This is a genomic window from Yoonia sp. SWMV100, assembly GCF_056108365.1.
In genome coordinates, this window is sequence record NZ_JBWBAQ010000002.1 from 674,370 (window position 1) to 694,537 (window position 20,168).

The following is a 20,168-nucleotide window of genomic DNA, read 5'->3' on the forward strand; positions in this document are numbered from 1 at the left end:
CAATGTCATCGATGGGGACTTCAAAGCGCATGGCACGGCCTTAGTCTTGTCGCGAGCGAATAACCGCGGGTACGTTGAGGTAAGGAAAGCCTAGTATGTCGAAGAAACTATGCGCAATTCTGGCATTGTCATTGCTCACAGCTGTATCTTCAGCCGCGGCCTTGGCCGATCAATGCAAGCTTATTGTTGCCTCCAGAACAAGTCTGGATGAAGCCAAGCAACTTACCGTTGAGTATAGCGAGAGGTTCGAAGACGTTGAGCTTCTACAAGCAGTGAATGGCAGATATGCTATCTCGCTGGGTACACTTCCTAACCCCAGTGGTACTGATATGGGATTTTATATCCGCACATACGGATTACCTTCTGACTCATTTTGTATGAGAATTGATAGTGTTTCTCGCTACATAGCGTTTAACGAAGTCAAGCAAAGGCCAAGAACCGTTGCACCAACTGAAAACTCATTTGGTTTGAGTTCGTGCCCACGAGGTTACGAGCCAGAAGGGTTCCCAACTCAATCGTGTAATGAAATAATCATTCCCACTAACGCTGAATTGGACCGCACGGGAAATAGTTGGAGATGTATAACCCGCTACATACGCAGAGGCGACCAATGTGAGTTCGTTGTCGTTCCAGAAAATGCTCAATTGACTCCAAACCTATTCACTTTGCCAGGATCAAAGGGTTGGGCATGTGACAGGGGATTTCGAGAAGTTGGAGATGAATGCGAAAGGGTCTTTGTGCCAGATAACGCGACGTTAAATCCGTTCAGCAATGGCTACCTTTGCAATACTGGATTTGCAGATGTTGGCAACCATTGCCGCGAAATGACATATGAGGAACTTATTAGTGACCTCAAAATGACCGAACAGTACCTGATGATTTCACGAAGAACTCAAAAGTCCTGTTCCCAGATAGTGAACCTTTGCGAAGATACCTGTGATAATGATTTCACTTACTCTTCTTCTCCTAGCGAGCGGGAATGTGAGACGGTATGTGAGGCGATTGAAGATAACTGCTGATGCTCAACAGCGGTGCGCCTGCCCAGCAGCACATTTTGCGTCACCGCGCGTTTGGGCTCGACGCTCACATACGCCTAAACAAACTGTTCTCTGATCAGCCGCTCTTCCAGGCCGTGACCGGGGTCAAACAGAATCCGGTGCCGCACCATCGGCTCTGACCGGATTTCAACGCTGGCGACATCGCGCACCGATTTGCCATCGGCGTCAGCCATCACCGGACGCTTGGCGGGGTCGATCACGTCAAACCGCACCACGGCCCTTTTGGGCAGCAAGGCACCGCGCCAGCGCCGGGGCCGGAACGCCGCCATCGCGGTCAATGCCAACACGTCCGATCCAATCGGCAAGATCGGGCCGTGCGCGGAATAGTTATAGGCGGTCGATCCGGCAGGCGTCGCCAGCAACGCACCGTCACAGACCAGTTCAGGCATCCGTAATTTGCCATCGACGGTGATCCGCAGTTTGGCGGCTTGCGGACCAGCGCGCAGCAAACTGACCTCGTTAATCGCCAAAGATTCGTGCATTTGGCCGTCAACGGTCAGGGCGGTCATCGCCAGCGGGTTGATCACCTCTTCGACGGCAGCGTTCAACCGTTCGGGCAAATCGTCCGCGTGAAATTCGTTCATCAAAAACCCGACAGTGCCGCGATTCATCCCGTAGACAGGTAGATCCAATCCTTGGGTCGCATGCAATGTCTGCAACATGAACCCGTCGCCGCCCAAAGCAACGATCACGTCGGCGTCGCCGGGGGTCACATCACCGTATAACCCCACCAACCGGTCCAGCGCGTTCTGCGCTGTCGGCACCGGGCTGGCGACAAAGGCGATTTTTTGTAGTGACATCAGACATCCATCCAGCAACTTCCGCATAGTTGTGGTGGGATCAGACCCGAAACGCAAGACGCCGATACGAAACCTACATGACGTCCTCATAAAGATCATGGTCGTTTTGATGCTTTAGAACGGGGCGGTCCTGCGGTAAGAGAGGCGCATCATATCGCTTTGGCACCTGTAAAGGAAAATCATCCATGACCGCTAATGTCCGCGACGCCGGCTTTTTCACCGAAACATTGGAAACGCGCGACCCTGCGCTGCACGCCGCCATCCAAGGCGAGCTGAAACGCCAGCGCAACGAGATTGAATTGATCGCGTCGGAAAACATCGTGTCGGCCGCCGTCATGGAAGCCCAAGGCAGCGTGATGACGAACAAATACGCCGAAGGCTATCCCGGCCGCCGCTACTATGGTGGTTGCGAACACGTCGACGTTGCGGAAAACCTCGCGATTGACCGCGCCAAAGAATTGTTTGGCTGTGAATTTGTGAACGTGCAGCCGAACTCTGGCTCTCAGGCGAACCAGGGCGTTTATCAAGCTTTGATTAAACCCGGCGACACCATTCTGGGGATGTCACTGGATGCGGGCGGCCACCTGACCCACGGTGCAAAACCGAACCAATCCGGTAAAATCTACAACGCAATCCAATACGGTGTGCGCCGTCAGGATAGCCTGTTGGACTACGACGAGGTGCAGCGCCTTGCAACCGAACATAACCCCAAGCTGATCATCGCTGGTGGCTCCGCTATCCCCCGCATCATTGATTTCGCAAAAATGCGCGAAATTGCGGATTCCGTCGGCGCGCTTTTGATGGTTGATATGGCCCATTTTGCGGGTCTTGTTGCGGCAGGCATTTACCCATCGCCGTTCCCGCACGCACATGTCGCAACAACAACCACACATAAAACCCTGCGCGGCCCGCGTGGTGGCATGATCCTGACCAACGACGCGGACATCGCGAAAAAGGTAAACTCTGCCATCTTCCCCGGCATCCAAGGCGGCCCCTTGATGCACGTAATCGCGGGCAAGGCAGTTGCCTTTGGCGAGGCGCTGCGCCCCGAATTCAAATCCTACCAGGAACAGGTTGTGAAAAACGCCCAAGCCTTGGCTGATCAATTGATGAAAGGCGGGCTTGATATCGTGTCAGGCGGAACGGACAGCCACCTGATGCTGGTCGATCTGCGCCCCAAAAACGTGAAAGGCAACGCGACCGAAACCGCGCTTGGCCGTGCGCACATCACCTGCAACAAAAACGGCATCCCGTTTGACCCTGAAAAACCGACCGTGACCTCTGGCATCCGCCTCGGATCACCCGCAGGCACCACACGTGGGTTTGGCGAAGCCGAATTCCGCCAGATCGCCGACTGGATCGTCGAAGTTGTCGACGGCCTTGCCGCCAACGGCGAAGAGGGCAACGCAGACGTCGAAGCCAAAGTCCGCGCCGAAGTCGAAGCGCTGTGCGAAAAGTTCCCGATGTATCCGAACCTGTGAAAAAAATCGGGTGGGCTTCGGCCCACCTGATGCCCGTCGCTACGCCGATCTAGTTGAATGTCTGATTTGAGACCCGCTTGAAAGATGCTACGATATGCGCAAAATTCAGCGATGCGCAGAAAGCGGAGTTTGCAAAGTCGCGAGTTCTGACGGATTAATGATATACCTATGCGGCATGACGATTGCGTAAATGCCTAGATCAACTGGCCGATGGTTCTGACCTTCTTCGCACTACCGTCTTATTCAGTATCCTGTGGTTAATTTTTCTTTTCCAAGCAGCCACAGGGCCACTTGGTTTTCTTTTCCTCTTAGTGTCGTGCAGAAATTTGTATTCTTTCTCATAAAGGTAGCCGTTCTTCTGTGCATACTCGATTACCGCTTCATTGGCGTTCGCTTCAGGGTTATCACGAATGCGCTTTAATCCATCAAAGAGGTGTCCCGTGTCTATTCCTAGAAAGCGGTTGATGCAGACATTGCCAACGTATGTCTTATACCCGGTAAGGCGATTTTGAATATAGCAATGCTCCAAGATCTGCTGTCCGCAGGGGCAAGAGGCAGTCTCTTCGCTGATCTCTACGGATATCAAATCCCACTCTGTACGGGCGGCATCGAAATTCTGCGAGATCGAGAGTGTGATTATATGTGCTTTCAAGCGTTCAAAATTATGCCCGTCCATCAAAATCACTCCGTGCCAAATGAGAAAAATACAACATGGACGTTCAGACAAGTCAATCTAGGGATGCGCGCGGTAGTTGACTGTTCGAGCGGGAACGGCGACTAAGTCCGCATAGTCGACAGATAAACTCTCATAACAAACTGCCCATTTTCTGCATTTTCATTGCCGTCGCGCCTGCTACAAAAAACTTTATGAACCAAACCCACCTCACCGAACGCCGTCTTGGCGATGCGATGCGCCGCCGTCTGCCCGCTGGGGTGATGGAATTTGTCATGTTTGTCCTCAAACAGGCATGGGCCTGTTTGTTTGGTGCGTGTCTTTTGGCGGCGATCATCGCGACGAAACTGATTTGGCAACCCAACTGGCCGCTGGCCCGCTATGACGCGCTGTTTTTGCTGGCGCTCGGGCTGCAGGGCCTATTTCTTTGGTACAAACTAGAGACGTGGTCAGAGGCGCGCGTGATCCTTTTGTTTCACGTCACCGGCACAGCAATGGAGTGGTTCAAGGTCAGCGCCGGGTCGTGGGCCTATCCCGAGATCGCATTTTTCAAAATCTACGGCGTGCCACTGTTTTCAGGGTTCATGTATGCCGCCGTCGGCAGCTATATGGCGCGGGTCATCCGTTTGTTTGACATGCAATTCGCGCCCTTCCCGCCGATGGCGCTGCACTTTGGACTGGCCGTTGCGGTATACGTCAATTTCTTCAGCCATCATTACATGTGGGACATGCGCAGCGTGCTGTTCGCCGCGACGGTGGTGTTCTACATCCGCACGCGCATCTGGTTTCGCATCGGCGCAAATTGGTACTGGATGCCCCTGCCCGTCGCCGCCTTCCTGAGCAGCTTGTTCCTTTGGGTCGCGGAAAACATCGGCACGCTGACTGGCACATGGATGTACACAGGGCAAAACCCGTTTGATCTGGTCAGCCTGTCGAAAATCGGGTCGTGGTATCTGTTGCTTTATGTGGCCTTTGCCACGGTCACACTGGTGGTCAAAGACCCGCTTAAACGAAACCCCGTTGCACCAGCACGTAAAGCAACACCACACCAACAACCAAAACACCCAGCGCAATTGACGCGGTGATCGTCAGCAACATGTCCTTGCGGCGGGCATTGGGATTGACGGTCTGCAAGTAATTTATCGCATTGCGGTGCGCGGTGTCGATGCGGTTTGCATCGACCATCCGCGCCAATTTAGGGTTGTGCATCAACCCTTCGGCCTGCACCAGAAACGCCAGATCGCGGCGCACGGCGCGTGGCAACTGACGGCCTGCCTTGCGGGTTTGCACCGCCAACGACCGACCGCGCGCGCGCAGCCTTTGCAAAAGCAACGCGCGAATCTCGTCTACCTGCTGATCGAATGTCTGTGCCATGCGCACCGATTAATTTGAAAGCGGCACTACCTCAATGGGTCTGGCACTTTGGCGACACAAAGGGTTAAAACAGATGCATGTTAAACACGGTACACTACGATGGCCCTGCGGGGACGCCTCTTTTGATCGCGCATGGTCTATTCGGATCAGCGCGTAACTGGGGTGTTATCGCCAAGAAATTATCGGCCGATCGACCCGTTATCGCAGTGGATATGCGCAACCACGCAGACAGCCCGTGGTACAACACCCACAGCTATCACGACCTTGCGCAGGATTTGGCCGAGGTGATTGACCAACCGATGGATGTGCTGGGCCATTCGATGGGTGGAAAGGCCGCGATGATTTTGGCGCTGACCCACCCGGCGAAAGTCAACCGTCTCATCGTTGCCGACATCGCACCTGTGGCCTACACACACACCCAGATGGGGCCGCTTGCCGCCATGCAGCAGCTTGACCCATCCCAAGTGACCACACGTGCGGACGCCAAGGAAAAGCTGGGCACGCTTGAACCCGGCGTGGCCGATTTTCTGCTGCAAAGTCTTGATATGAAAGAAAAACGCTGGCGGTTGAACCTTGATGTACTGCAAGCCGAGATGGACAAGATCGTTGGCTTCCCGGATCTGGACGCCCAGTTCACCGGACCCACGCTGTTCCTGTCTGGCGGCGCATCACACTATGTCCGCCCAGAGGACCGACCACGGATCAAGGCCCTGTTCCCGCATGCAAAGTGTGCGAAAATTCCGGATGCAGGGCACTGGCTTCATGCGGAAAAGCCGCTTGAATTTATGGCCGCCGTCAGGACGTTCTTGTCGATGGCAAACCCGTCTTGAACGCACCTGCGCACCCAGCTAAAGTCACCCAACATCATAACCCAGAGGTTCCCCATGATCCGTGCGCTGCTTATCTTGTCTGTCCTTGGCCTAACGGCTTGTGAAACCGTCAAAGGTGTCGGTCGCGACATCACCAATGCGGGACAGGTGGTTGATAACGCGCTTTAGCGTCACAGCACCGCTGACGTCAGAAACGTCGCCAGACATAAGGCGCCCATCAGGGCTGTAAAGACGTAGGGGATATACTGCATAACCTGCTCCATCGGTGGGTTGCAGGTTATACGCGGTGCGCCGGCTATTCCGGCGCTATTTCTTTTTAACGAACGCGGTCAGGATCACGATGCGCTGGCCTTCTACCCGTCCCTCGATATGGGCAGGGTTATCAGCGACCAGTGAAATGCCGCGCACTGCGGTGCCGCGCTTGGCGGTAAATCCGCCGCCCTTGACCGGCAGGTCCTTGATCAAAACCACAGTGTCGCCATTGCTTAAGGTCGCGCCATGGGCGTCTTTATGGTCACTTTCCGCGACGACATTATCAGCCCAGGCACGCGTGTCATCGTCCAGATACTGCTGTTCCGCCAGATCAACTGCCCAAGGCGTGCCGATCTTGCCCAGCGTCCGTGCCGCAATCACGGCGATCGCCGGATCGTCGGACCACATCGTACTGGCCAGCGCGCGAAAATGATCCTCGGTCGGGGCATCGAGCTGCGCAATGCAGGCATCACAAATATCAACCGTTGCACCGTCTGGCCCCCCTGTCACGGGAAAGGACTGCAAGGCAACGTCGGGTGTTTGGCACAGGGGGCATATCATCCCCGTGCCTTAACCCAATTCACCCCCAAGGACCAGTGGCGGTTCACGCACAAACCTTGCAAAACGGTGTATCGGGCAACAATTCCAGACGCGCCTGCGAGATCGGGTCACCGCATTTCTGGCAGGTGCCATAGGTGCCCGCCTCGATCCGCGCCAGGGCTGCATCAATGCGCCTGACCTCGTCGCGGTCGCTATTGCCCTGCGCCTCCAGAACCTCGTCGCCTTGGCGCTCGGACGCACGGTCCTCCCAGTCCTTGGATGGGGGGTCATCCAACTGGTCTTCGATTTCAAACATCTCACCCACCAACTCTGCGCGGCGGGCCAGCAAGGCTTGCTTTTGAATTGCGGTATCCATGTGGTTTCTCCTTAGGTTGAAATGACAGTGGCGCGGTTTTGCCCGCAGTGCTTTGATGTGGGTCAAGAAAATATTCGGCGCGGGCATGGAACCTTTTGGGCGGTCATGCGTTGGTGTGTCAGAACGTCATTAGACAAAAGGACGAACCCCATGCGTAAGTCACCCCTGATTGCCCTGCTGATTGCAACATTTGCCCTAAGCGCCTGCGAAACCATCCAAGGTGCGGGCCAAGATATTTCCGCCGCCGGCGACGCGATTACATCCGAAAGCCAAGAGGTGCAGAGCGATCTGTAACGATCATCCGGAGCACCTTAGCAGGCCTCGCACCACGCGGGGCCTGTTTTATTTTATGTTCTGTGTAATGGCCCGCGCAACAAGATAACTGACCGGCACAGCCACCACAGCGCCGACCGCCGCCGCGATGATAATCGGCAGTGCCGTATCATACCCCAAGGTCAAAGCCACAACGATCAATCCCCCAGCCAAGCTGGTGCCGATGATGGAATAAAGCGCAGATGAAAGACGCAGCATAAGACCCTCCGAAAGGTATGTTTCGCAGGAAATGTTAGCGAGGATTGGCAGCGCAGGCTTTGATGTGGGTCAAACGCCTATCTGTTTGGATGCGCGTGTACCGATTGCGCACAACGACACCCGGTAACCTCTGGCACCGCGCCCGCCCCGTGGGGGTGGTTCGGGCGCTGCCAAATTGAAAATTTGGCAATTTTAAATCACGATGTATCAAGAAGCAAAAGCAGCAATCAGCGCGTCGACGACCTGTCGAACGCATGCGGTTTATCAGGTGAGGCGTTACCTTAATTTTTCTAACAACGCTCCGTGAATTCGACGGTGATGTTCAAACTTAGTATCAAAGCGTCTCGACCAATTCGGAATCAAACAGGGATTTGGTTCCGTCCATGGCGCGATCGCTTGAAACAACAACCGAGCAGAATTTTTACAAAATTCGAGAGCTTCGCCATTTGTAATATCAAATTCTCGGGCGCCAACTGCCCCAGCATCGAAAAGACGCAAGGAGCCTGTCCGTTTTCCAGAGTCAATAATATTGTGCCCGAACTCTTCGTCTCGGAGTAAAAGCAAGCTTTCTCTATCCTTTGACTTAGATAGACCATGGTATGCAGCAGCCCATGTGCCCAAGTAATCGTCGGGCAATTGTTCACAGTCCGCCCAGAGATCAATAAGTTTGCTCTTAACATTGGAAAAAGAAATAGCGTCAGGGCTTTCCTCCCAAAGGCGCGCAGTCGCGGAAATCGCGCATTCTTTGCAGGACTCAAGTATTATCCAAACTGATTGGACCGCCATATCATCTCGATCCGCATCCGGTGCAAGCAAATAGGTACGCCCCAAGAGCTCGTCACAAAATGATAATTCAGAAACAAGACGGTAAAACTCACGTTTCAATCTATATTTCAGATCATCGAGTGTCGGTTTATCTTTTGTTCTGTACTTATCGATTATCGCCACCCTTCCGAAGAAATCTTAAACAGGCTCAAACCGCAAGCAAGTGCGGCCGTAATTGGCTTCGCCAATCACTTCCCCGCACGCGCTCTAAAAATGGCCAGCTTTAGCTGTCCATTTTTAGAGCGGAAATAAACGCCTCTTGCGGGATGTTCACCTGACCGAACTGGCGCATCTTCTTTTTCCCTGCCTTCTGCTTGTCCAGCAGCTTGCGTTTGCGGGTGGCGTCGCCGCCGTAGCATTTCGCCGTGACGTCTTTGCGCAGGGCGGATAGCGTCTCGCGGGCGATGACTTTGCCGCCGATGGCCGCTTGGATCGGGATTTTGAACATGTGGCGGGGGATCAGGTCTTTGAGCTTTTCAACCATCGCCCGGCCCCGCTGTTCGGCGCGGTCACGGTGCACCATCATCGACAGCGCGTCGACGGGTTCGTCGTTGACCAATACCGACATTTTCACCAGCGCATCCTCTTGATAGCCGGTCAGCACATAGTCGAATGACGCATATCCCTTGGTCACCGATTTCAGGCGGTCGTAGAAATCAAACACCACTTCGTTCAATGGCAGGTCATAAACCACCATCGCGCGCGACCCGGCATATGTCAGGTCTTTTTGCACGCCGCGGCGGTCTTGGCACAGTTTCAGCACGTCACCCAAGTATTCATCAGGCACCAAAATCGTCGCCTTGATCCGGGGTTCTTCGATGTGGTCCACATGTGTCAGGTCAGGCATGTCGGCGGGGTTGTGCAGGTCCTGCATCGTCCCGTCGCGCATATAGACGTGGTACACCACCGACGGTGCCGTGGTGATCAGGTCAATATCATATTCGCGTTCAATGCGGTCGCGGATGACTTCGAGGTGCAGCAGCCCCAAGAAACCGCAGCGGAACCCGAACCCCAGCGCCGCTGATGTTTCCATCTCGAAGCTGAACGAGGCGTCATTCAGGGCCAGCTTTTCAATCGAATCGCGCAGGTCTTCGAATTCGGCGGCGTCCACGGGGAACAGCCCACAGAACACCACAGGCTGCGCAGGCTTAAAGCCCGGCAGCGCCTTTTCGGTGCCTTTGCGTTCGGTGGTGATGGTATCCCCCACCCGCGTATCGCGCACCTGTTTGATTGATGCCGTGATAAAGCCGATTTCGCCGGGGCCAAGCGTGGTCACGTCTTGCATCTGTGGCCGGAACACACCGATCTTGTCGATCTGGTGGATGGTGCCGTTCGACATGAACTTGACCCGGTCGTTTTTCTTCATGCTCCCGTCGATCACGCGGACCAGCACGATGACCCCCAGATAACTGTCATACCATGAATCAACCAGCATCGCCTTCAGCGGCGCATCGGCGTCACCTTTTGGCGCCGGCAAACGGTGCACAATCGCCTCAAGCGTTTCTTTAATGCCAACCCCTGTCTTGGCTGACACCCGGATCGCGTTCGACGCATCCAGCCCGATCACGTCTTCGATCTGCGCCGCCACCTGATCACATTCCGACGCAGGCAAGTCGATCTTGTTCAGGATCGGCACAATTTCGTGGTCCGCGTCCAGCGCGTGATAGACGTTTGCAAGGGTCTGCGCCTCGACGCCTTGGGTGCTATCAACAACCAGCAACGATCCTTCGACAGCACGCATCGACCGCGACACCTCATAGGCAAAATCGACGTGACCGGGCGTGTCGATCAGGTTCAGCACATAGGCCTCGCCGTTTTGGGCAGTGTAATCAATGCGGACCGTGTTGGCCTTGATGGTGATTCCACGCTCGCGCTCGATATCCATGCTGTCCAGCATCTGCGCCTTCATATCGCGCAAAGCCACTGTGTTGGTCTCTTGGATCAACCGGTCAGCCAGCGTGGATTTACCATGGTCGATGTGCGCGACAATGGAGAAATTGCGGATATGTGCGAGGTCGGTCATGACGGAAGGCCCTGTGCAAAGTTTGAACCTGTCAATGGCGTTATAAACAACATTTTGCAAGGGCCGAGAACGCTGCCTTCTACTGATGAATAGTTAAGGATACCGTTGGGACCAAGGGTTTCCTATGATCGATGTCACAGACAGACCAACTGCCAAAGCATGGCTGCCCGGTCAGATCTGCGCTGCGGGCTTTTGCCGGATTGGTCAGGGACGCAGATTTTGCGAACCGCGACCGCACTTTTGCTGTCGCAAGGGGGCTCAGTGCATCACTGGCGTAAACAAAAATAGCTATCGAAAAATTCACCCCTTCAGCGGATGGATTCACTCGAAATGTCTTTTGCGCAGCAGGTTCATCACGCTGCTCTGCATCTTAATCGGCCGCAATGGCCGTTTTAGCAAAGGCCGCCGTAAGCTTCCACTCTCACGGACCGGGCGACGTTGATGACGTGCATGCATCGCTGCACGATGATGGCCGCCATCAAAGCCGCCAGAAAATGGCGCGGCCTTTTGTAAGACGCACACCTTCATTTTCCTATTCCGCAATTGCATCACGCCCCCTCCCCCGCCATAATCCCCGAAAATCTATCAGTCGGACCGTCTGCGCAGACAGCGGCCAGAGAGAGGCGATATGCGGTATTTGTTTTTGATCGGGGCTGTGGTGTCTTTGGCGTCATGTGGCGGCGGTGGTGGCCGTGGTGTGCCCAGCGCGACGGGCGACATCAGCCGCGCCTGCGAGGCGTCGGGCCGCAATGCGGCATCCTCGGCGATGTGTTCATGTGTGCAAAGTGTCGCGGACCAAACCCTGTCCGGCAGCGATCAGTCCCGCGCGGTGTCTTTCTTCAAGGACCCGCAGCGGGCCCAAGACACACGGCAATCTGACAACAGCCGCGACGAAGCATTCTGGAAGCGCTACAAAAGCTTTACCGATCTCGCGACGCAAATATGTCTGCCCGCAGCATAGCCAGCGCCGCATCTTCAATCATATCCAAGCACCCGTCAAAATCGCGGGTGTAATAGGGGTCGGGTACGTCGCGGCTGGCCATCATCAGCACGGGGGTGGCGTTGCCCGCCGGGCGCAGGCGTTCAATATCCGCTTGGTTCTGCGCATCCATCGCAATTATCAGATCAAAGCTGTCGAAATCAGCCATGGTAAACTGGCGCGCGCGTAATCCTGACAGGTCGTATCCTCGGGCAGCAGCAGCAGTCTGCATTGGCCCATAAGGCGGATCACCGATATGCCAGCCGCTGGTGCCGGCGCTATCCAGTTCCAGATCAGGTGCGCGTGCGCGCATCACCCCTTCGGCCGCAGGGGACCGGCAGATATTGCCTAAGCAGACCATTAATACCCGCATCAGGCCAATTGCCCGCGTGCCATCCGCAAATGCGCGGGGATCGACGGGAAGAAAAACAAAATCCAGCCTTGGGTCATATAAAGATAAAGCATCACAGGGATCCACAGCACTGCACAGACCAGCCCGATGACACCCGTGACCCGATGGGCGGTCGCGGGCGCCAAAAACCGCAGCAAACCCAGATGCAGCAGTTTGCCCCCGTCCAGCGGCTGCACTGGCACAAGGTTAAACAGGAATAAGAACAGGTTCAGCGACCCAAACATATCCAGATAGATATAGATCTGGATCACGGCCTGCGACGGTATCGTTGCATGATTGACGATCATATTCTGCCCCAGCGAACACAGCGCCCAAAGCGCAAGGTTCACAATCGGCCCCATCGCGATGATCAGCTCGCTTTGCAGGCGGGTCGGTGATCGTGCATATTCACAAAATCCGCCGCCGCCATGGATCATGATCCGGCGGACTGGCACACCTTGCACGATACAACCCCATGCATGACCCAATTCGTGCAGAAAGATCGCCAGCACCAGCATCACAGCAAAGGTAATAGCGCCAATCAAATTCCCGCCCGACATCACCACAAGAAACAAAACCAGCATCGCCAGCGACTGCCCGACATCAACGCGCACGCCAAAAGGCCCGGTAAACTGAAACACAACCGTATCATTGCCAAACATACACAAACCCTTCGCACCATCGCTTTGTGTGTTTGAACAACAAAGCCTGCGCCGGTGCAACAGATTTGCGCCGTGCCCTCGGGCTTGCACTAGACAGCAACTGTGCGCCGGATATGAATGGGGGTATGAGCAGACACACCGATATTAACGCCTTGGCCGCAGGCATCCGCGCGGGCGACCGCAGATCATTGGCCCGCGCCATCACGCTGGTGGAAAGCGGGCGTGCCGACCACCGCACGCAGGCGCTCGCGCTGCTTGATGCCTTGGGGCAGACGAAACAGGCGTTGCGGATCGGGCTGTCGGGCACCCCTGGCGTGGGCAAATCCACGTTTATCGAAAGTTTTGGGTTGATGCTGACAGGGATCGGTAAACGTGTCGCCGTCTTGGCGGTTGATCCGTCATCAGCGCGGTCCGGCGGGTCCATCTTGGGCGACAAAACCCGGATGGATTATCTGGCCCGCGATCCTTTGGCTTTTATCCGCCCGTCACCCAGCCAGACACAACTGGGCGGCGTCGCCCGGCGCACCCGCGAAGCTGTCGCCCTTTGCGAGGCCGCAGGATTTGACGTCGTGCTGATTGAAACCGTGGGGGTGGGGCAATCCGAAACAGTTGTCGCGCAACTGGCGGATATCTTTGTGTTGCTGCTCGCGCCCGCAGGCGGGGACGAACTGCAGGGGGTCAAACGCGGCATCATGGAAATGGCCGATCTGATTTTGGTCAACAAAGCCGACGGCGACCTGAAACCACAAGCCATGCGCACCTGCGCCGATTACGCGGGGGCGTTGCGATTGCTGCGCAAACGGGCGCAAGACCCCGAAGGGTTCCCCAAGGCGCTGACGGTTTCAGCGCTTGAAACCGCAGGCATCGACCGCGCGTGGGATGACATGCAGGCACTGGTGAACTGGCGGGTTGAAACAGGCATCTGGGACCAAACCCGCAAAGACCAAGCCAGCTATTGGTTCACCCAAGAAGTCCACCAAGGCCTGATGCAAATGATCCGGGATGATCCGGCAACCCAAGCACGGATGCAAGCCGCGCGCGACGATGTGGTCGCAGGTATCCGCGCGCCCGCCGCTGCAGCAGAGGCTGTACTGGCACCGCTGCGCGACATGCTTTTGTGACGGACACCGACAGCGGGGCCGATTCTTGCTGTGGTGCAGCCCAGATTCCGGCGCCGATATTTCGGAATGCCGCGGTGTTATTGGTAAAGGATACCAAATCATCTATGTAAATCGAAGGGCGTAGCCGCCAAATCGGGTTGACGCCCACGCGGAATCCGCCTATCTCGCGGTGATCTTATTCACGACCCTGCTCACGTGGGGCCATCACCCGTATGACAGGACGTCCGGCCGCTTTGGTTTGGTGTAGTCCACAGGACAAGGAAAACGCTCATGTCGCGCCGCTGCGAATTGACCGGAAAAGGCCCGATGTCGGGCAACAACGTAAGCCACGCCAAAAACCGCACACGTCGTCGGTTTTTGCCAAACCTGCAGGACGTAACACTGCAGTCGGACGTGCTTGGCCGTTCGTTCAAGTTCAAAATTTCGAATGCTGCACTGCGCACAGTCGATCACCGCGGTGGTCTGGACGCGTTCATGGCGAAAGCCAAGGATGCGGAACTGTCGTCAGACGCTTTGAAAGTGAAGAACGAAATCAACAAGGCAACTGCTGCTTAATTGATGCTTCACTGACGTTTTAGAAAACCCGGTTGCCCTTGGCTGCCGGGTTTTTCTTTGGCCTGCTGGCGGGTCTTGACCCGCCCCTACCCGATGGCACAGACAGACCCCATGACTGCCCTGCCCATTGAACCCATCCTGCCCGCCCTGATCGCCGCACTGCGGTCGCGTGGCTGTGCCGTATTGCAAGCCCCACCCGGTGCCGGCAAAACGACGCGCGTGCCTTTGGCAATGCTGGACGCAGGCCTGACCGACGGCAAAATCATCATGCTTGAACCGCGCAGGCTGGCCACCCGTGCTGCCGCCGAACGGCTGGCCGAGGGTTTGGGCGAAAAGCCCGGACAAACCGTCGGCTACCGGATGCGCGGCGAAAGCATTCCCGGAACCCGGATCGAGGTGGTGACCGAAGGCATCCTGACCCGCATGATTCAATCTGACCCGTCTCTTCCCGGCGTCGGCACAATTATCTTTGACGAATTTCACGAAAGGTCGCTCAACGCTGACCTTGGCCTCGCGCTTGCATGGGAGGCGCGTCTGGTTCTGCGCCCCGACCTGCGCATCCTTGTCATGTCCGCCACACTGGATGCCGCCCCCGTCGCGACCATGCTTGACGACGCACCCGTGATCACATCGGAAGGGCGCGCGTATCCGGTCACGCGACACCATCTGGACAAAGCCACCGCCAAAGGCATCCGGATCGAATCCGCCACCGCCGACCTGATCGTGCAAGTTGCCGGGGACACCACCGGCGGCATTCTGGTTTTTCTGCCGGGCGAAGGCGAAATAAAACGGACCCAAGCCGCACTTGCGGGACGCCTGCCCGCCGATTGCCAAATCCGTCTGCTTTACGGCGCGCTCCCGTTCAAAGACCAGCGCGCGGCGATTGCCCCAGTCAGTGCGGGCCGCAAGATCGTGCTGTCGACGTCCATCGCCGAAACTTCGTTGACGATCGAAGACATCCGCGTGGTGATCGACGCGGGCCGCGCCCGCCGCGCCCGTTTCGACCCTGCCTCGGGCATGTCGCGCCTTGTCACCGAACGGGTCAGCCGCGCCGAGGCCACCCAACGCGCGGGCCGCGCCGGTCGAGTTGCCCCCGGTGACGCCTACTGTCTGTGGACCAAAGGCGAAGACGGCGCCCTGCCCGCCTTTGCCCCCGCTGAAATCGAAGCGGTCGATCTGTCCGGCCTCGCGCTTGAACTGGCGATCTGGGGCAGTGACGATCTGGCATTTCTGACCCCACCGCCACCCGGTGCTTTGGCAGAGGCCCGCGCCTTGCTGCAAGGGCTCGGGGCGCTTGACCGGGCGTTCAGAATTACCCCCCATGGGCGTGCTCTTGCGGCTTTGCCCCTGCACCCGCGCCTTGCACATATGTTGCAGGTGGCAGGCGCCCAAGCCGCGCCACTGGCGGCCCTGCTCGGCGCGCGTGACCCTTTGCGCGGCGCGCCCATCGACCTTGGTCTGCGCATCACCGCGCTCACGGGGCGCTATGATGGGCCTGGACAGGTCAACCCTGCGGCCTTGGCCCAGATCAAGGCCGAGATACCTCGCCTGTCCAAAGGTCTGCCCAAGGCGCCCCCCTTGCCACTGGCGCAACAGGTCGCGCTGGCCTACCCTGACCGGATCGGATTGCGGCGCAAAGGCGACGAACCCCGCTATGTGCTATCGGGGGGCAAAGGGGCGGTCATGGATGCGACCGATCCCTTGGCAGGGCAGCGCCTGATCGTGGCAACCGACCTTGACGGTGACACCCGCGAAGCAAAAATTCGGCAGGCCACCGCCATCACCGAAGCAGAATTGCGCGACACCTTTGGCGATCAAATCCAATGGCATGACGTCTGTCTGTGGTCGCGGCGCGAAGGACGGGTTTTGACGCGACGGCAAGAATGCTTTGGTGCGCTGGTGCTTGATGATCGCAATTGGGCGGATGCCCCGCCTGATGCGGTCGCCTGCGCCATGATCGAAGGCGTGCGCCAGATTGGCTTGCGGCCCAGCCCGGCCGCACAACGGTTTCGGGCACGCGTGGCGCTGCTGGATGATCTGCCTGCGATGGATGACGCAACGTTGCTGGACAATCTGAACGACTGGTTGCTGCCGCATCTGCATGGGGTGCGCAGCACCGAAGACTGGAAACGCTTTGACCTGTTGCCGCCCTTGCGGGCGATGCTGGATTGGGACCAACTTCAGCGGCTCGACCGGGCCGCACCCTCACACTTTGAAACGCCGCTGGGGCGGCACATTCCAATCGACTACGATGGCGATGCACCGGGCATCACCTTGCGATTGCAAGAAATGTTCGGTGTCACCGCGCACCCGATGGTCGGGCAAACGCCGCTTCGCGTGACGTTACTGTCGCCCGGACAAAAGCCCGTGCAGGTCACACAAGACATCGTCGGGTTCTGGGCGACGTCATATGCCGACGTTCGCCGCGACATGCGCGGCCGCTATCCCCGCCACCCTTGGCCCGAAGACCCGACCCAAGCAGATCCCACCTTGCGCGCCAAACCGCGCGGCACATGAAGGGGATTTGCAAATCGAATCATGCTGTGCTAAGAAAAGCGTAATAAAATAAGACGATTATCAGGCACACCATGCAATCAATGCTTCGCAACTTCTGGACAGGGACCCTTCGGCCGCTTGTCAAACGCCCGCCTGCGTTGCAGGTGGCCGCGCTATGCCACCGCAAAGGTAAATCTGGCACCGAGGTGTTGCTTGTCAGCAGTTCCAGCGGGCGTTGGATTTTGCCAAAAGGCTGGCCGATTGACGGGTTATCCGCGGCTGAGGCCGCCAAACAAGAAGCCTGGGAAGAAGGCGGCGTCAAAAAGGCCTCCGCAGATGAAACCGGGATGCAGTCGTTTCTGGGCGAAAAAAAATTCGACGGCGGCGCGGTTATCCCCTGTGAAATCAAGGTCTTCCCTATCAAGGTCAAAAAGACCTCGAACGACTACCCCGAAGCAGAACTGCGCAAGCGGGTGTGGGTTTCCGCCGCGAGCGCAGCAGAAATGGTTGATGATGCTGGTCTGCAGGAAGTTCTTAGAAACTTTGCAGATGACAACGCTGCTGCGTAAACATGTTGTGACACTTGTCTAAAAACTGTACCCCCCTTTTCAATTCAAAATGGGGGACGCAATGCCTGATTCAAAGCCAACACATCAGTGGAAGACGCTTGACCGCGACCTAGGGCGCATTGGTGCCGTCGAATACGCGACGCAGTACGTCAGCAAACCATTGGTCGGCCTTGGAATTTCGCTGGTCTTTATCATCGTCGCCGCGCTCGGCAGTACGCTGTTCTTCGGCGGCGAATCCGTATCCTACGTTGTGATCGCTGCGGCCGCCTTTGGCGCCTATATGGCTGTCAACATCGGCGCCAATGACGTTGCCAACAACATGGGCCCAGCCGTCGGGGCCAATGCGTTGACGATGGGCGGTGCCATCGTGATTGCGGCCCTGTGTGAAAGTGCGGGCGCATTGCTGGCAGGCGGCGACGTTGTGTCGACGATTTCCAAAGGGATCATTGACCCCGACAGCGTCGCCAGCAGCGATGTGTTTATCTGGGCCATGATGTCGGCGCTGATTTCTTCCGCGCTTTGGGTGAATTTGGCGACATGGATTGGCGCACCTGTGTCCACCACCCATTCGGTTGTCGGTGGCGTGATGGGCGCAGGCATCGCCGCGGCAGGCTTTGCTGCTGTAAATTGGCCATCGATGGGCGCAATTGCTGCCAGCTGGGTGATTTCACCCTTGCTTGGCGGGATCATTGCCGCCGGGTTTCTGGCCTTTATCAAGTCTGCCATCATCTATCAGGACGATAAAATCGCTGCGGCACGGCGGTGGGTGCCGGTGCTGATCGGCATTATGGGCGGCGTTTTTGCCATGTATCTGGCGATGAAAGGCCTCAAGAAAATCATCGAAGTTGATTTACTAACCGCCGTTTTGATTGGCGTGGTCTTGGGCGCAGTGATCTATGTGATCTCGGCGCCACTGGTGCGGCGCCAGTCCGAAGGGCTGGAAAACAAAAACAAATCGCTCAAGGTGTTGTTCAACATTCCGCTGATCTTTTCGGCCGCACTCTTGTCGTTTGCACATGGCGCAAATGATGTGGCCAACGCCGTTGGGCCGCTTGCCGCAATCGTGCACGCCGAAAGCTTTGGCACATTTGCGGGCAAAGTCGATATTCCCACGTGGGTGATGGTCATTGGCGCCTTCGGGATTTCCTTTGGCTTGATCCTGTTTGGGCCGAAACTGATCCGCATGGTCGGTGGACAAATCACCAAACTGAACCCGATGCGCGCCTATTGCGTGGCACTGTCGGCGGCGATCACGGTGATCATCGCAAGCTGGATGGGCCTGCCCGTGTCGTCAACGCATATCGCCGTCGGCGGTGTTTTTGGTGTCGGTTTCTTTCGGGAATGGCACGCCGAACGACGCGCACGCCAGTCTTCGGCCAAACGCCCCGCCGCCAAACGCGTCGCGCTCGAGGAACGGCGCCGCCGCAAACTGGTACGCCGTTCGCATTTCATGACAATCATCGCAGCGTGGATTATCACAGTCCCCGCCGCCGCGCTCATGTCCGCAATCATCTTTCTCGGTCTGCACGCAGCGTTTGTCTGACGACAGGGGTGGGTCAAAACCCACCCTGCACGCCCACCAAAGCAGCCTTTCCGTCTTGTCGGTCGGAAGGCTGCTATGCGTCGCACTGGGGTCGCAGATACTTCGAAATTCGCATGTGGCGCAGGTTATGGACAACCGCCTTGCGCCGAGATGGGGCAAGGTGCATTGCCCCACTTTTTGTTACTTTCCCAAACAGTAGCGCATCACGGCCTTTTGGGCGTGCAGACGGTTTTCGGCCTCGTCAAAGATTACCGAATGCGGGCCGTCCATCACGCTGCTTGTTGCCTCGTCGTCGCGGTGCGCAGGCAGGCAGTGCATGAACAGGGCGTCAGGTTTGGCCTTGGCCATCAGGGCATCATTGACCTGATACCCACGCAGTTGGTTGTGCCGCCGTTCACGCGCGGATTGCGGATCATGCATCGATACCCAAGTATCGGTCACGATCAGATCCGCGCCCTTCACCGCCTCGTTCGGGTCGCGCACGGTGGTATAGAGCCCAGCCAGCGCCGGTTCCGGGTCCAATGGCGGCGGGCCGGTGAACACCAGTTCAAAATCAAACTGTTTCGCCGCATGGGCAAAGCTGGCAAAGACGTTGTTGCCATCGCCGGACCAGACCACCTTTTTGCCTTTGATCGGGCCGTTATGTTCTTCGAAGGTCATGATATCTGCCATGATCTGACAGGGGTGCGTGCGGTTGGTCAGCCCGTTGATGACCGGAACACTGGCATATTCCGCCATATCCAACAGCGTCTGTTCCTCGAAGGTGCGGATCATGATCAGATCAACATAGCGCGACAGCACGCGGGCGGTATCGGCGATGGTTTCGCCGTGGCCCAGTTGCATATCAGCCCCGGACAGCACCATCGTCTGCCCGCCCATTTGGCGGACACCAACGTCAAACGACACACGGGTGCGGGTGGAAGGTTTTTCAAAAATAAGCGCGACCATGTGATTGGCCAGCGGCAATTCCGCGTCCGGCGTGCCCTTTGGCAGGCCGGCACGGGCATCTTTCATCGCGCGACCGTTGCGGATGATATCATGAAGATCTTTGGCGGGGGTCGTATGGATATCTAGAAAATGGGTCATCGT

23 protein-coding genes are annotated in these 20,168 nt (G+C 56.9%); 12 read left to right on the forward strand and 11 right to left on the reverse strand.

Going from position 1 to position 20,168, the window contains the following annotated elements; all coding sequences use genetic code 11:
* Positions 1–95 precede the first annotated feature (95 nt).
* Positions 96–1,019 (forward strand): hypothetical protein, encoded by a 924-nt coding sequence (locus ACXJGX_RS03425; RefSeq protein WP_474778730.1) that lies wholly within the window; start codon positions 96–98, stop codon positions 1,017–1,019.
* Between the two features lie 74 nt (positions 1,020–1,093).
* Here ACXJGX_RS03425 and ACXJGX_RS03430 read toward each other — a convergent pair whose 3' ends face one another.
* Positions 1,094–1,858, reverse strand: a complete 765-nt coding sequence (locus ACXJGX_RS03430; protein WP_474778731.1) for an NAD kinase — start codon at positions 1,856–1,858, stop codon at positions 1,094–1,096.
* A gap of 185 nt (positions 1,859–2,043) precedes the next feature.
* Here ACXJGX_RS03430 and glyA point away from each other — a divergent pair, with 185 nt between their 5' ends.
* The gene (gene glyA, locus ACXJGX_RS03435) at positions 2,044–3,339 is read left to right on the forward strand and encodes a serine hydroxymethyltransferase (protein ID WP_474778732.1); all 1,296 of its coding nucleotides are present in this window, start codon (positions 2,044–2,046) and stop codon (positions 3,337–3,339) included.
* Positions 3,340–3,538: 199 nt separating this feature from the next.
* Here glyA and ACXJGX_RS03440 read toward each other — a convergent pair whose 3' ends face one another.
* Positions 3,539–4,015: a hypothetical protein gene (locus ACXJGX_RS03440; protein WP_474778733.1), complete on the reverse strand. Its 477-nt coding sequence runs from the start codon at positions 4,013–4,015 to the stop codon at positions 3,539–3,541.
* 191 nt (positions 4,016–4,206) lie between these two features.
* On the opposite strand from ACXJGX_RS03440, the gene ACXJGX_RS03445 reads away from it, so the two are divergent.
* Positions 4,207–5,097: a DUF817 domain-containing protein gene (locus ACXJGX_RS03445; protein ID WP_474778734.1), complete on the forward strand. Its 891-nt coding sequence runs from the start codon at positions 4,207–4,209 to the stop codon at positions 5,095–5,097.
* Here the strand turns inward: ACXJGX_RS03445 and ACXJGX_RS03450 are convergent.
* A complete protein-coding gene (locus ACXJGX_RS03450; protein WP_474778735.1) occupies positions 5,018–5,386 on the reverse strand; it encodes a hypothetical protein in 369 nt (122 codons plus the stop codon). The genes ACXJGX_RS03445 and ACXJGX_RS03450 overlap by 80 nt on opposite strands.
* Positions 5,387–5,463: 77 nt before the next feature.
* Between ACXJGX_RS03450 and ACXJGX_RS03455 the strand changes: the two genes are divergently transcribed.
* Positions 5,464–6,216: an alpha/beta fold hydrolase gene (locus ACXJGX_RS03455; RefSeq protein WP_474778736.1), complete on the forward strand. Its 753-nt coding sequence runs from the start codon at positions 5,464–5,466 to the stop codon at positions 6,214–6,216.
* A gap of 54 nt (positions 6,217–6,270) precedes the next feature.
* Positions 6,271–6,384 (forward strand): entericidin A/B family lipoprotein, encoded by a 114-nt coding sequence (locus ACXJGX_RS03460; RefSeq protein ID WP_474778737.1) that lies wholly within the window; start codon positions 6,271–6,273, stop codon positions 6,382–6,384.
* Between the two features lie 138 nt (positions 6,385–6,522).
* On the opposite strand, the gene ACXJGX_RS03465 is transcribed toward ACXJGX_RS03460, so the two are convergent.
* Both ACXJGX_RS03465 and ACXJGX_RS03470 read right to left on the reverse strand, forming a co-directional pair.
* Positions 6,523–7,029, reverse strand: a complete 507-nt coding sequence (locus tag ACXJGX_RS03465) for an alkylphosphonate utilization protein (RefSeq protein ID WP_474778738.1) — start codon at positions 7,027–7,029, stop codon at positions 6,523–6,525.
* A gap of 43 nt (positions 7,030–7,072) precedes the next feature.
* On the reverse strand, positions 7,073–7,384 hold the full coding sequence (locus tag ACXJGX_RS03470) for a TraR/DksA family transcriptional regulator (RefSeq protein WP_474778739.1): 312 nt from the start codon (positions 7,382–7,384) through the stop codon (positions 7,073–7,075).
* Positions 7,385–7,534: 150 nt separating this feature from the next.
* Here ACXJGX_RS03470 and ACXJGX_RS03475 point away from each other — a divergent pair, with 150 nt between their 5' ends.
* Positions 7,535–7,678, forward strand: coding sequence for an entericidin A/B family lipoprotein (locus tag ACXJGX_RS03475; RefSeq protein WP_474778740.1), 144 nt, complete (start codon positions 7,535–7,537; stop codon positions 7,676–7,678).
* A 48-nt stretch (positions 7,679–7,726) separates the two neighbouring features.
* Here the strand turns inward: ACXJGX_RS03475 and ACXJGX_RS03480 are convergent, their stop codons facing one another.
* The 3 genes from ACXJGX_RS03480 to lepA form a co-directional block, all read right to left on the reverse strand.
* Complete coding sequence (locus ACXJGX_RS03480; RefSeq protein ID WP_474778741.1) at positions 7,727–7,915, reverse strand: CTP synthetase; 189 nt, start codon at positions 7,913–7,915, stop codon at positions 7,727–7,729.
* Positions 7,916–8,191: 276 nt separating this feature from the next.
* Complete coding sequence (locus ACXJGX_RS03485; protein ID WP_474778742.1) at positions 8,192–8,800, reverse strand: hypothetical protein; 609 nt, start codon at positions 8,798–8,800, stop codon at positions 8,192–8,194.
* Positions 8,801–8,963: 163 nt separating this feature from the next.
* Positions 8,964–10,763, reverse strand: a complete 1,800-nt coding sequence (gene lepA / locus ACXJGX_RS03490; protein WP_474778743.1) for a translation elongation factor 4 — start codon at positions 10,761–10,763, stop codon at positions 8,964–8,966.
* A 628-nt stretch (positions 10,764–11,391) separates the two neighbouring features.
* Here lepA and ACXJGX_RS03495 point away from each other — a divergent pair.
* Positions 11,392–11,724 carry an arginine transporter gene (locus tag ACXJGX_RS03495; protein ID WP_474778744.1) on the forward strand — a complete coding sequence of 111 codons (333 nt, stop codon included), beginning with the start codon at positions 11,392–11,394 and terminating at the stop codon, positions 11,722–11,724.
* Here the strand turns inward: ACXJGX_RS03495 and ACXJGX_RS03500 are convergent.
* Positions 11,684–12,115, reverse strand: a complete 432-nt coding sequence (locus ACXJGX_RS03500; RefSeq protein WP_474778745.1) for a low molecular weight protein-tyrosine-phosphatase — start codon at positions 12,113–12,115, stop codon at positions 11,684–11,686. The two genes, ACXJGX_RS03495 and ACXJGX_RS03500, sit on opposite strands and share 41 nt — an antisense overlap.
* On the reverse strand, positions 12,115–12,795 hold the full coding sequence (locus ACXJGX_RS03505) for a M50 family metallopeptidase (RefSeq protein WP_474778746.1): 681 nt from the start codon (positions 12,793–12,795) through the stop codon (positions 12,115–12,117). The genes ACXJGX_RS03500 and ACXJGX_RS03505 overlap by 1 nt, the downstream gene beginning before the upstream one ends.
* A 125-nt stretch (positions 12,796–12,920) precedes the next feature.
* On the opposite strand from ACXJGX_RS03505, the gene meaB reads away from it, so the two are divergent.
* The 5 genes from meaB to ACXJGX_RS03530 all read left to right on the forward strand — a co-directional run bounded on the left by meaB (position 12,921) and on the right by ACXJGX_RS03530 (position 19,079).
* Positions 12,921–13,916, forward strand: coding sequence for a methylmalonyl Co-A mutase-associated GTPase MeaB (gene meaB, locus ACXJGX_RS03510; RefSeq protein WP_474778747.1), 996 nt, complete (start codon positions 12,921–12,923; stop codon positions 13,914–13,916).
* A 270-nt stretch (positions 13,917–14,186) separates the two neighbouring features.
* On the forward strand, positions 14,187–14,471 hold the full coding sequence (gene rpmB, locus ACXJGX_RS03515) for a 50S ribosomal protein L28 (protein ID WP_474778748.1): 285 nt from the start codon (positions 14,187–14,189) through the stop codon (positions 14,469–14,471).
* 111 nt (positions 14,472–14,582) lie between these two features.
* Positions 14,583–16,988 carry an ATP-dependent helicase HrpB gene (gene hrpB, locus ACXJGX_RS03520; RefSeq protein ID WP_474779186.1) on the forward strand — a complete coding sequence of 802 codons (2,406 nt, stop codon included), beginning with the start codon at positions 14,583–14,585 and terminating at the stop codon, positions 16,986–16,988.
* 71 nt (positions 16,989–17,059) lie between these two features.
* The gene (locus ACXJGX_RS03525; RefSeq protein ID WP_474778749.1) at positions 17,060–17,536 is read left to right on the forward strand and encodes an NUDIX hydrolase; all 477 of its coding nucleotides are present in this window, start codon (positions 17,060–17,062) and stop codon (positions 17,534–17,536) included.
* 61 nt (positions 17,537–17,597) lie between these two features.
* A complete protein-coding gene (locus ACXJGX_RS03530; RefSeq protein WP_474778750.1) occupies positions 17,598–19,079 on the forward strand; it encodes an inorganic phosphate transporter in 1,482 nt (493 codons plus the stop codon).
* A gap of 180 nt (positions 19,080–19,259) precedes the next feature.
* Here the strand turns inward: ACXJGX_RS03530 and argF are convergent, their stop codons facing one another.
* The gene (gene argF / locus ACXJGX_RS03535; RefSeq protein ID WP_474778751.1) at positions 19,260–20,165 is read right to left on the reverse strand and encodes an ornithine carbamoyltransferase; all 906 of its coding nucleotides are present in this window, start codon (positions 20,163–20,165) and stop codon (positions 19,260–19,262) included.
* Positions 20,166–20,168: the final 3 nt, after the last annotated feature.

Excerpts from the sequence above, each read along its gene's own strand:
- ACXJGX_RS03460 (WP_474778737.1), top strand. The coding sequence starts at position 6,271 with ATGATCCGTGCGCTGCTTATCTTGTCTGTCCTTGGCCTAACGGCTTGT.
- ACXJGX_RS03440 (WP_474778733.1), bottom strand. The coding sequence starts at position 4,015 with ATGGACGGGCATAATTTTGAACGCTTGAAAGCACATATAATCACACTC.
- rpmB (WP_474778748.1), top strand. The coding sequence starts at position 14,187 with ATGTCGCGCCGCTGCGAATTGACCGGAAAAGGCCCGATGTCGGGCAAC.
- meaB (WP_474778747.1), top strand. The coding sequence starts at position 12,921 with ATGAGCAGACACACCGATATTAACGCCTTGGCCGCAGGCATCCGCGCG.
- ACXJGX_RS03425 (WP_474778730.1), top strand. The coding sequence starts at position 96 with ATGTCGAAGAAACTATGCGCAATTCTGGCATTGTCATTGCTCACAGCT.
- ACXJGX_RS03455 (WP_474778736.1), top strand. The coding sequence starts at position 5,464 with ATGTTAAACACGGTACACTACGATGGCCCTGCGGGGACGCCTCTTTTG.
- hrpB (WP_474779186.1), top strand. The coding sequence starts at position 14,583 with ATGACTGCCCTGCCCATTGAACCCATCCTGCCCGCCCTGATCGCCGCA.
- ACXJGX_RS03430 (WP_474778731.1), bottom strand. The coding sequence starts at position 1,858 with ATGTCACTACAAAAAATCGCCTTTGTCGCCAGCCCGGTGCCGACAGCG.
- ACXJGX_RS03525 (WP_474778749.1), top strand. The coding sequence starts at position 17,060 with ATGCAATCAATGCTTCGCAACTTCTGGACAGGGACCCTTCGGCCGCTT.
- ACXJGX_RS03500 (WP_474778745.1), bottom strand. The coding sequence starts at position 12,115 with ATGCGGGTATTAATGGTCTGCTTAGGCAATATCTGCCGGTCCCCTGCG.
- ACXJGX_RS03530 (WP_474778750.1), top strand. The coding sequence starts at position 17,598 with ATGCCTGATTCAAAGCCAACACATCAGTGGAAGACGCTTGACCGCGAC.
- ACXJGX_RS03505 (WP_474778746.1), bottom strand. The coding sequence starts at position 12,795 with ATGTTTGGCAATGATACGGTTGTGTTTCAGTTTACCGGGCCTTTTGGC.
- ACXJGX_RS03465 (WP_474778738.1), bottom strand. The coding sequence starts at position 7,029 with ATGATATGCCCCCTGTGCCAAACACCCGACGTTGCCTTGCAGTCCTTT.
- ACXJGX_RS03475 (WP_474778740.1), top strand. The coding sequence starts at position 7,535 with ATGCGTAAGTCACCCCTGATTGCCCTGCTGATTGCAACATTTGCCCTA.
- ACXJGX_RS03480 (WP_474778741.1), bottom strand. The coding sequence starts at position 7,915 with ATGCTGCGTCTTTCATCTGCGCTTTATTCCATCATCGGCACCAGCTTG.
- ACXJGX_RS03495 (WP_474778744.1), top strand. The coding sequence starts at position 11,392 with ATGCGGTATTTGTTTTTGATCGGGGCTGTGGTGTCTTTGGCGTCATGT.
- ACXJGX_RS03445 (WP_474778734.1), top strand. The coding sequence starts at position 4,207 with ATGAACCAAACCCACCTCACCGAACGCCGTCTTGGCGATGCGATGCGC.
- glyA (WP_474778732.1), top strand. The coding sequence starts at position 2,044 with ATGACCGCTAATGTCCGCGACGCCGGCTTTTTCACCGAAACATTGGAA.
- ACXJGX_RS03450 (WP_474778735.1), bottom strand. The coding sequence starts at position 5,386 with ATGGCACAGACATTCGATCAGCAGGTAGACGAGATTCGCGCGTTGCTT.
- argF (WP_474778751.1), bottom strand. The coding sequence starts at position 20,165 with ATGACCCATTTTCTAGATATCCATACGACCCCCGCCAAAGATCTTCAT.
- lepA (WP_474778743.1), bottom strand. The coding sequence starts at position 10,763 with ATGACCGACCTCGCACATATCCGCAATTTCTCCATTGTCGCGCACATC.
- ACXJGX_RS03470 (WP_474778739.1), bottom strand. The coding sequence starts at position 7,384 with ATGGATACCGCAATTCAAAAGCAAGCCTTGCTGGCCCGCCGCGCAGAG.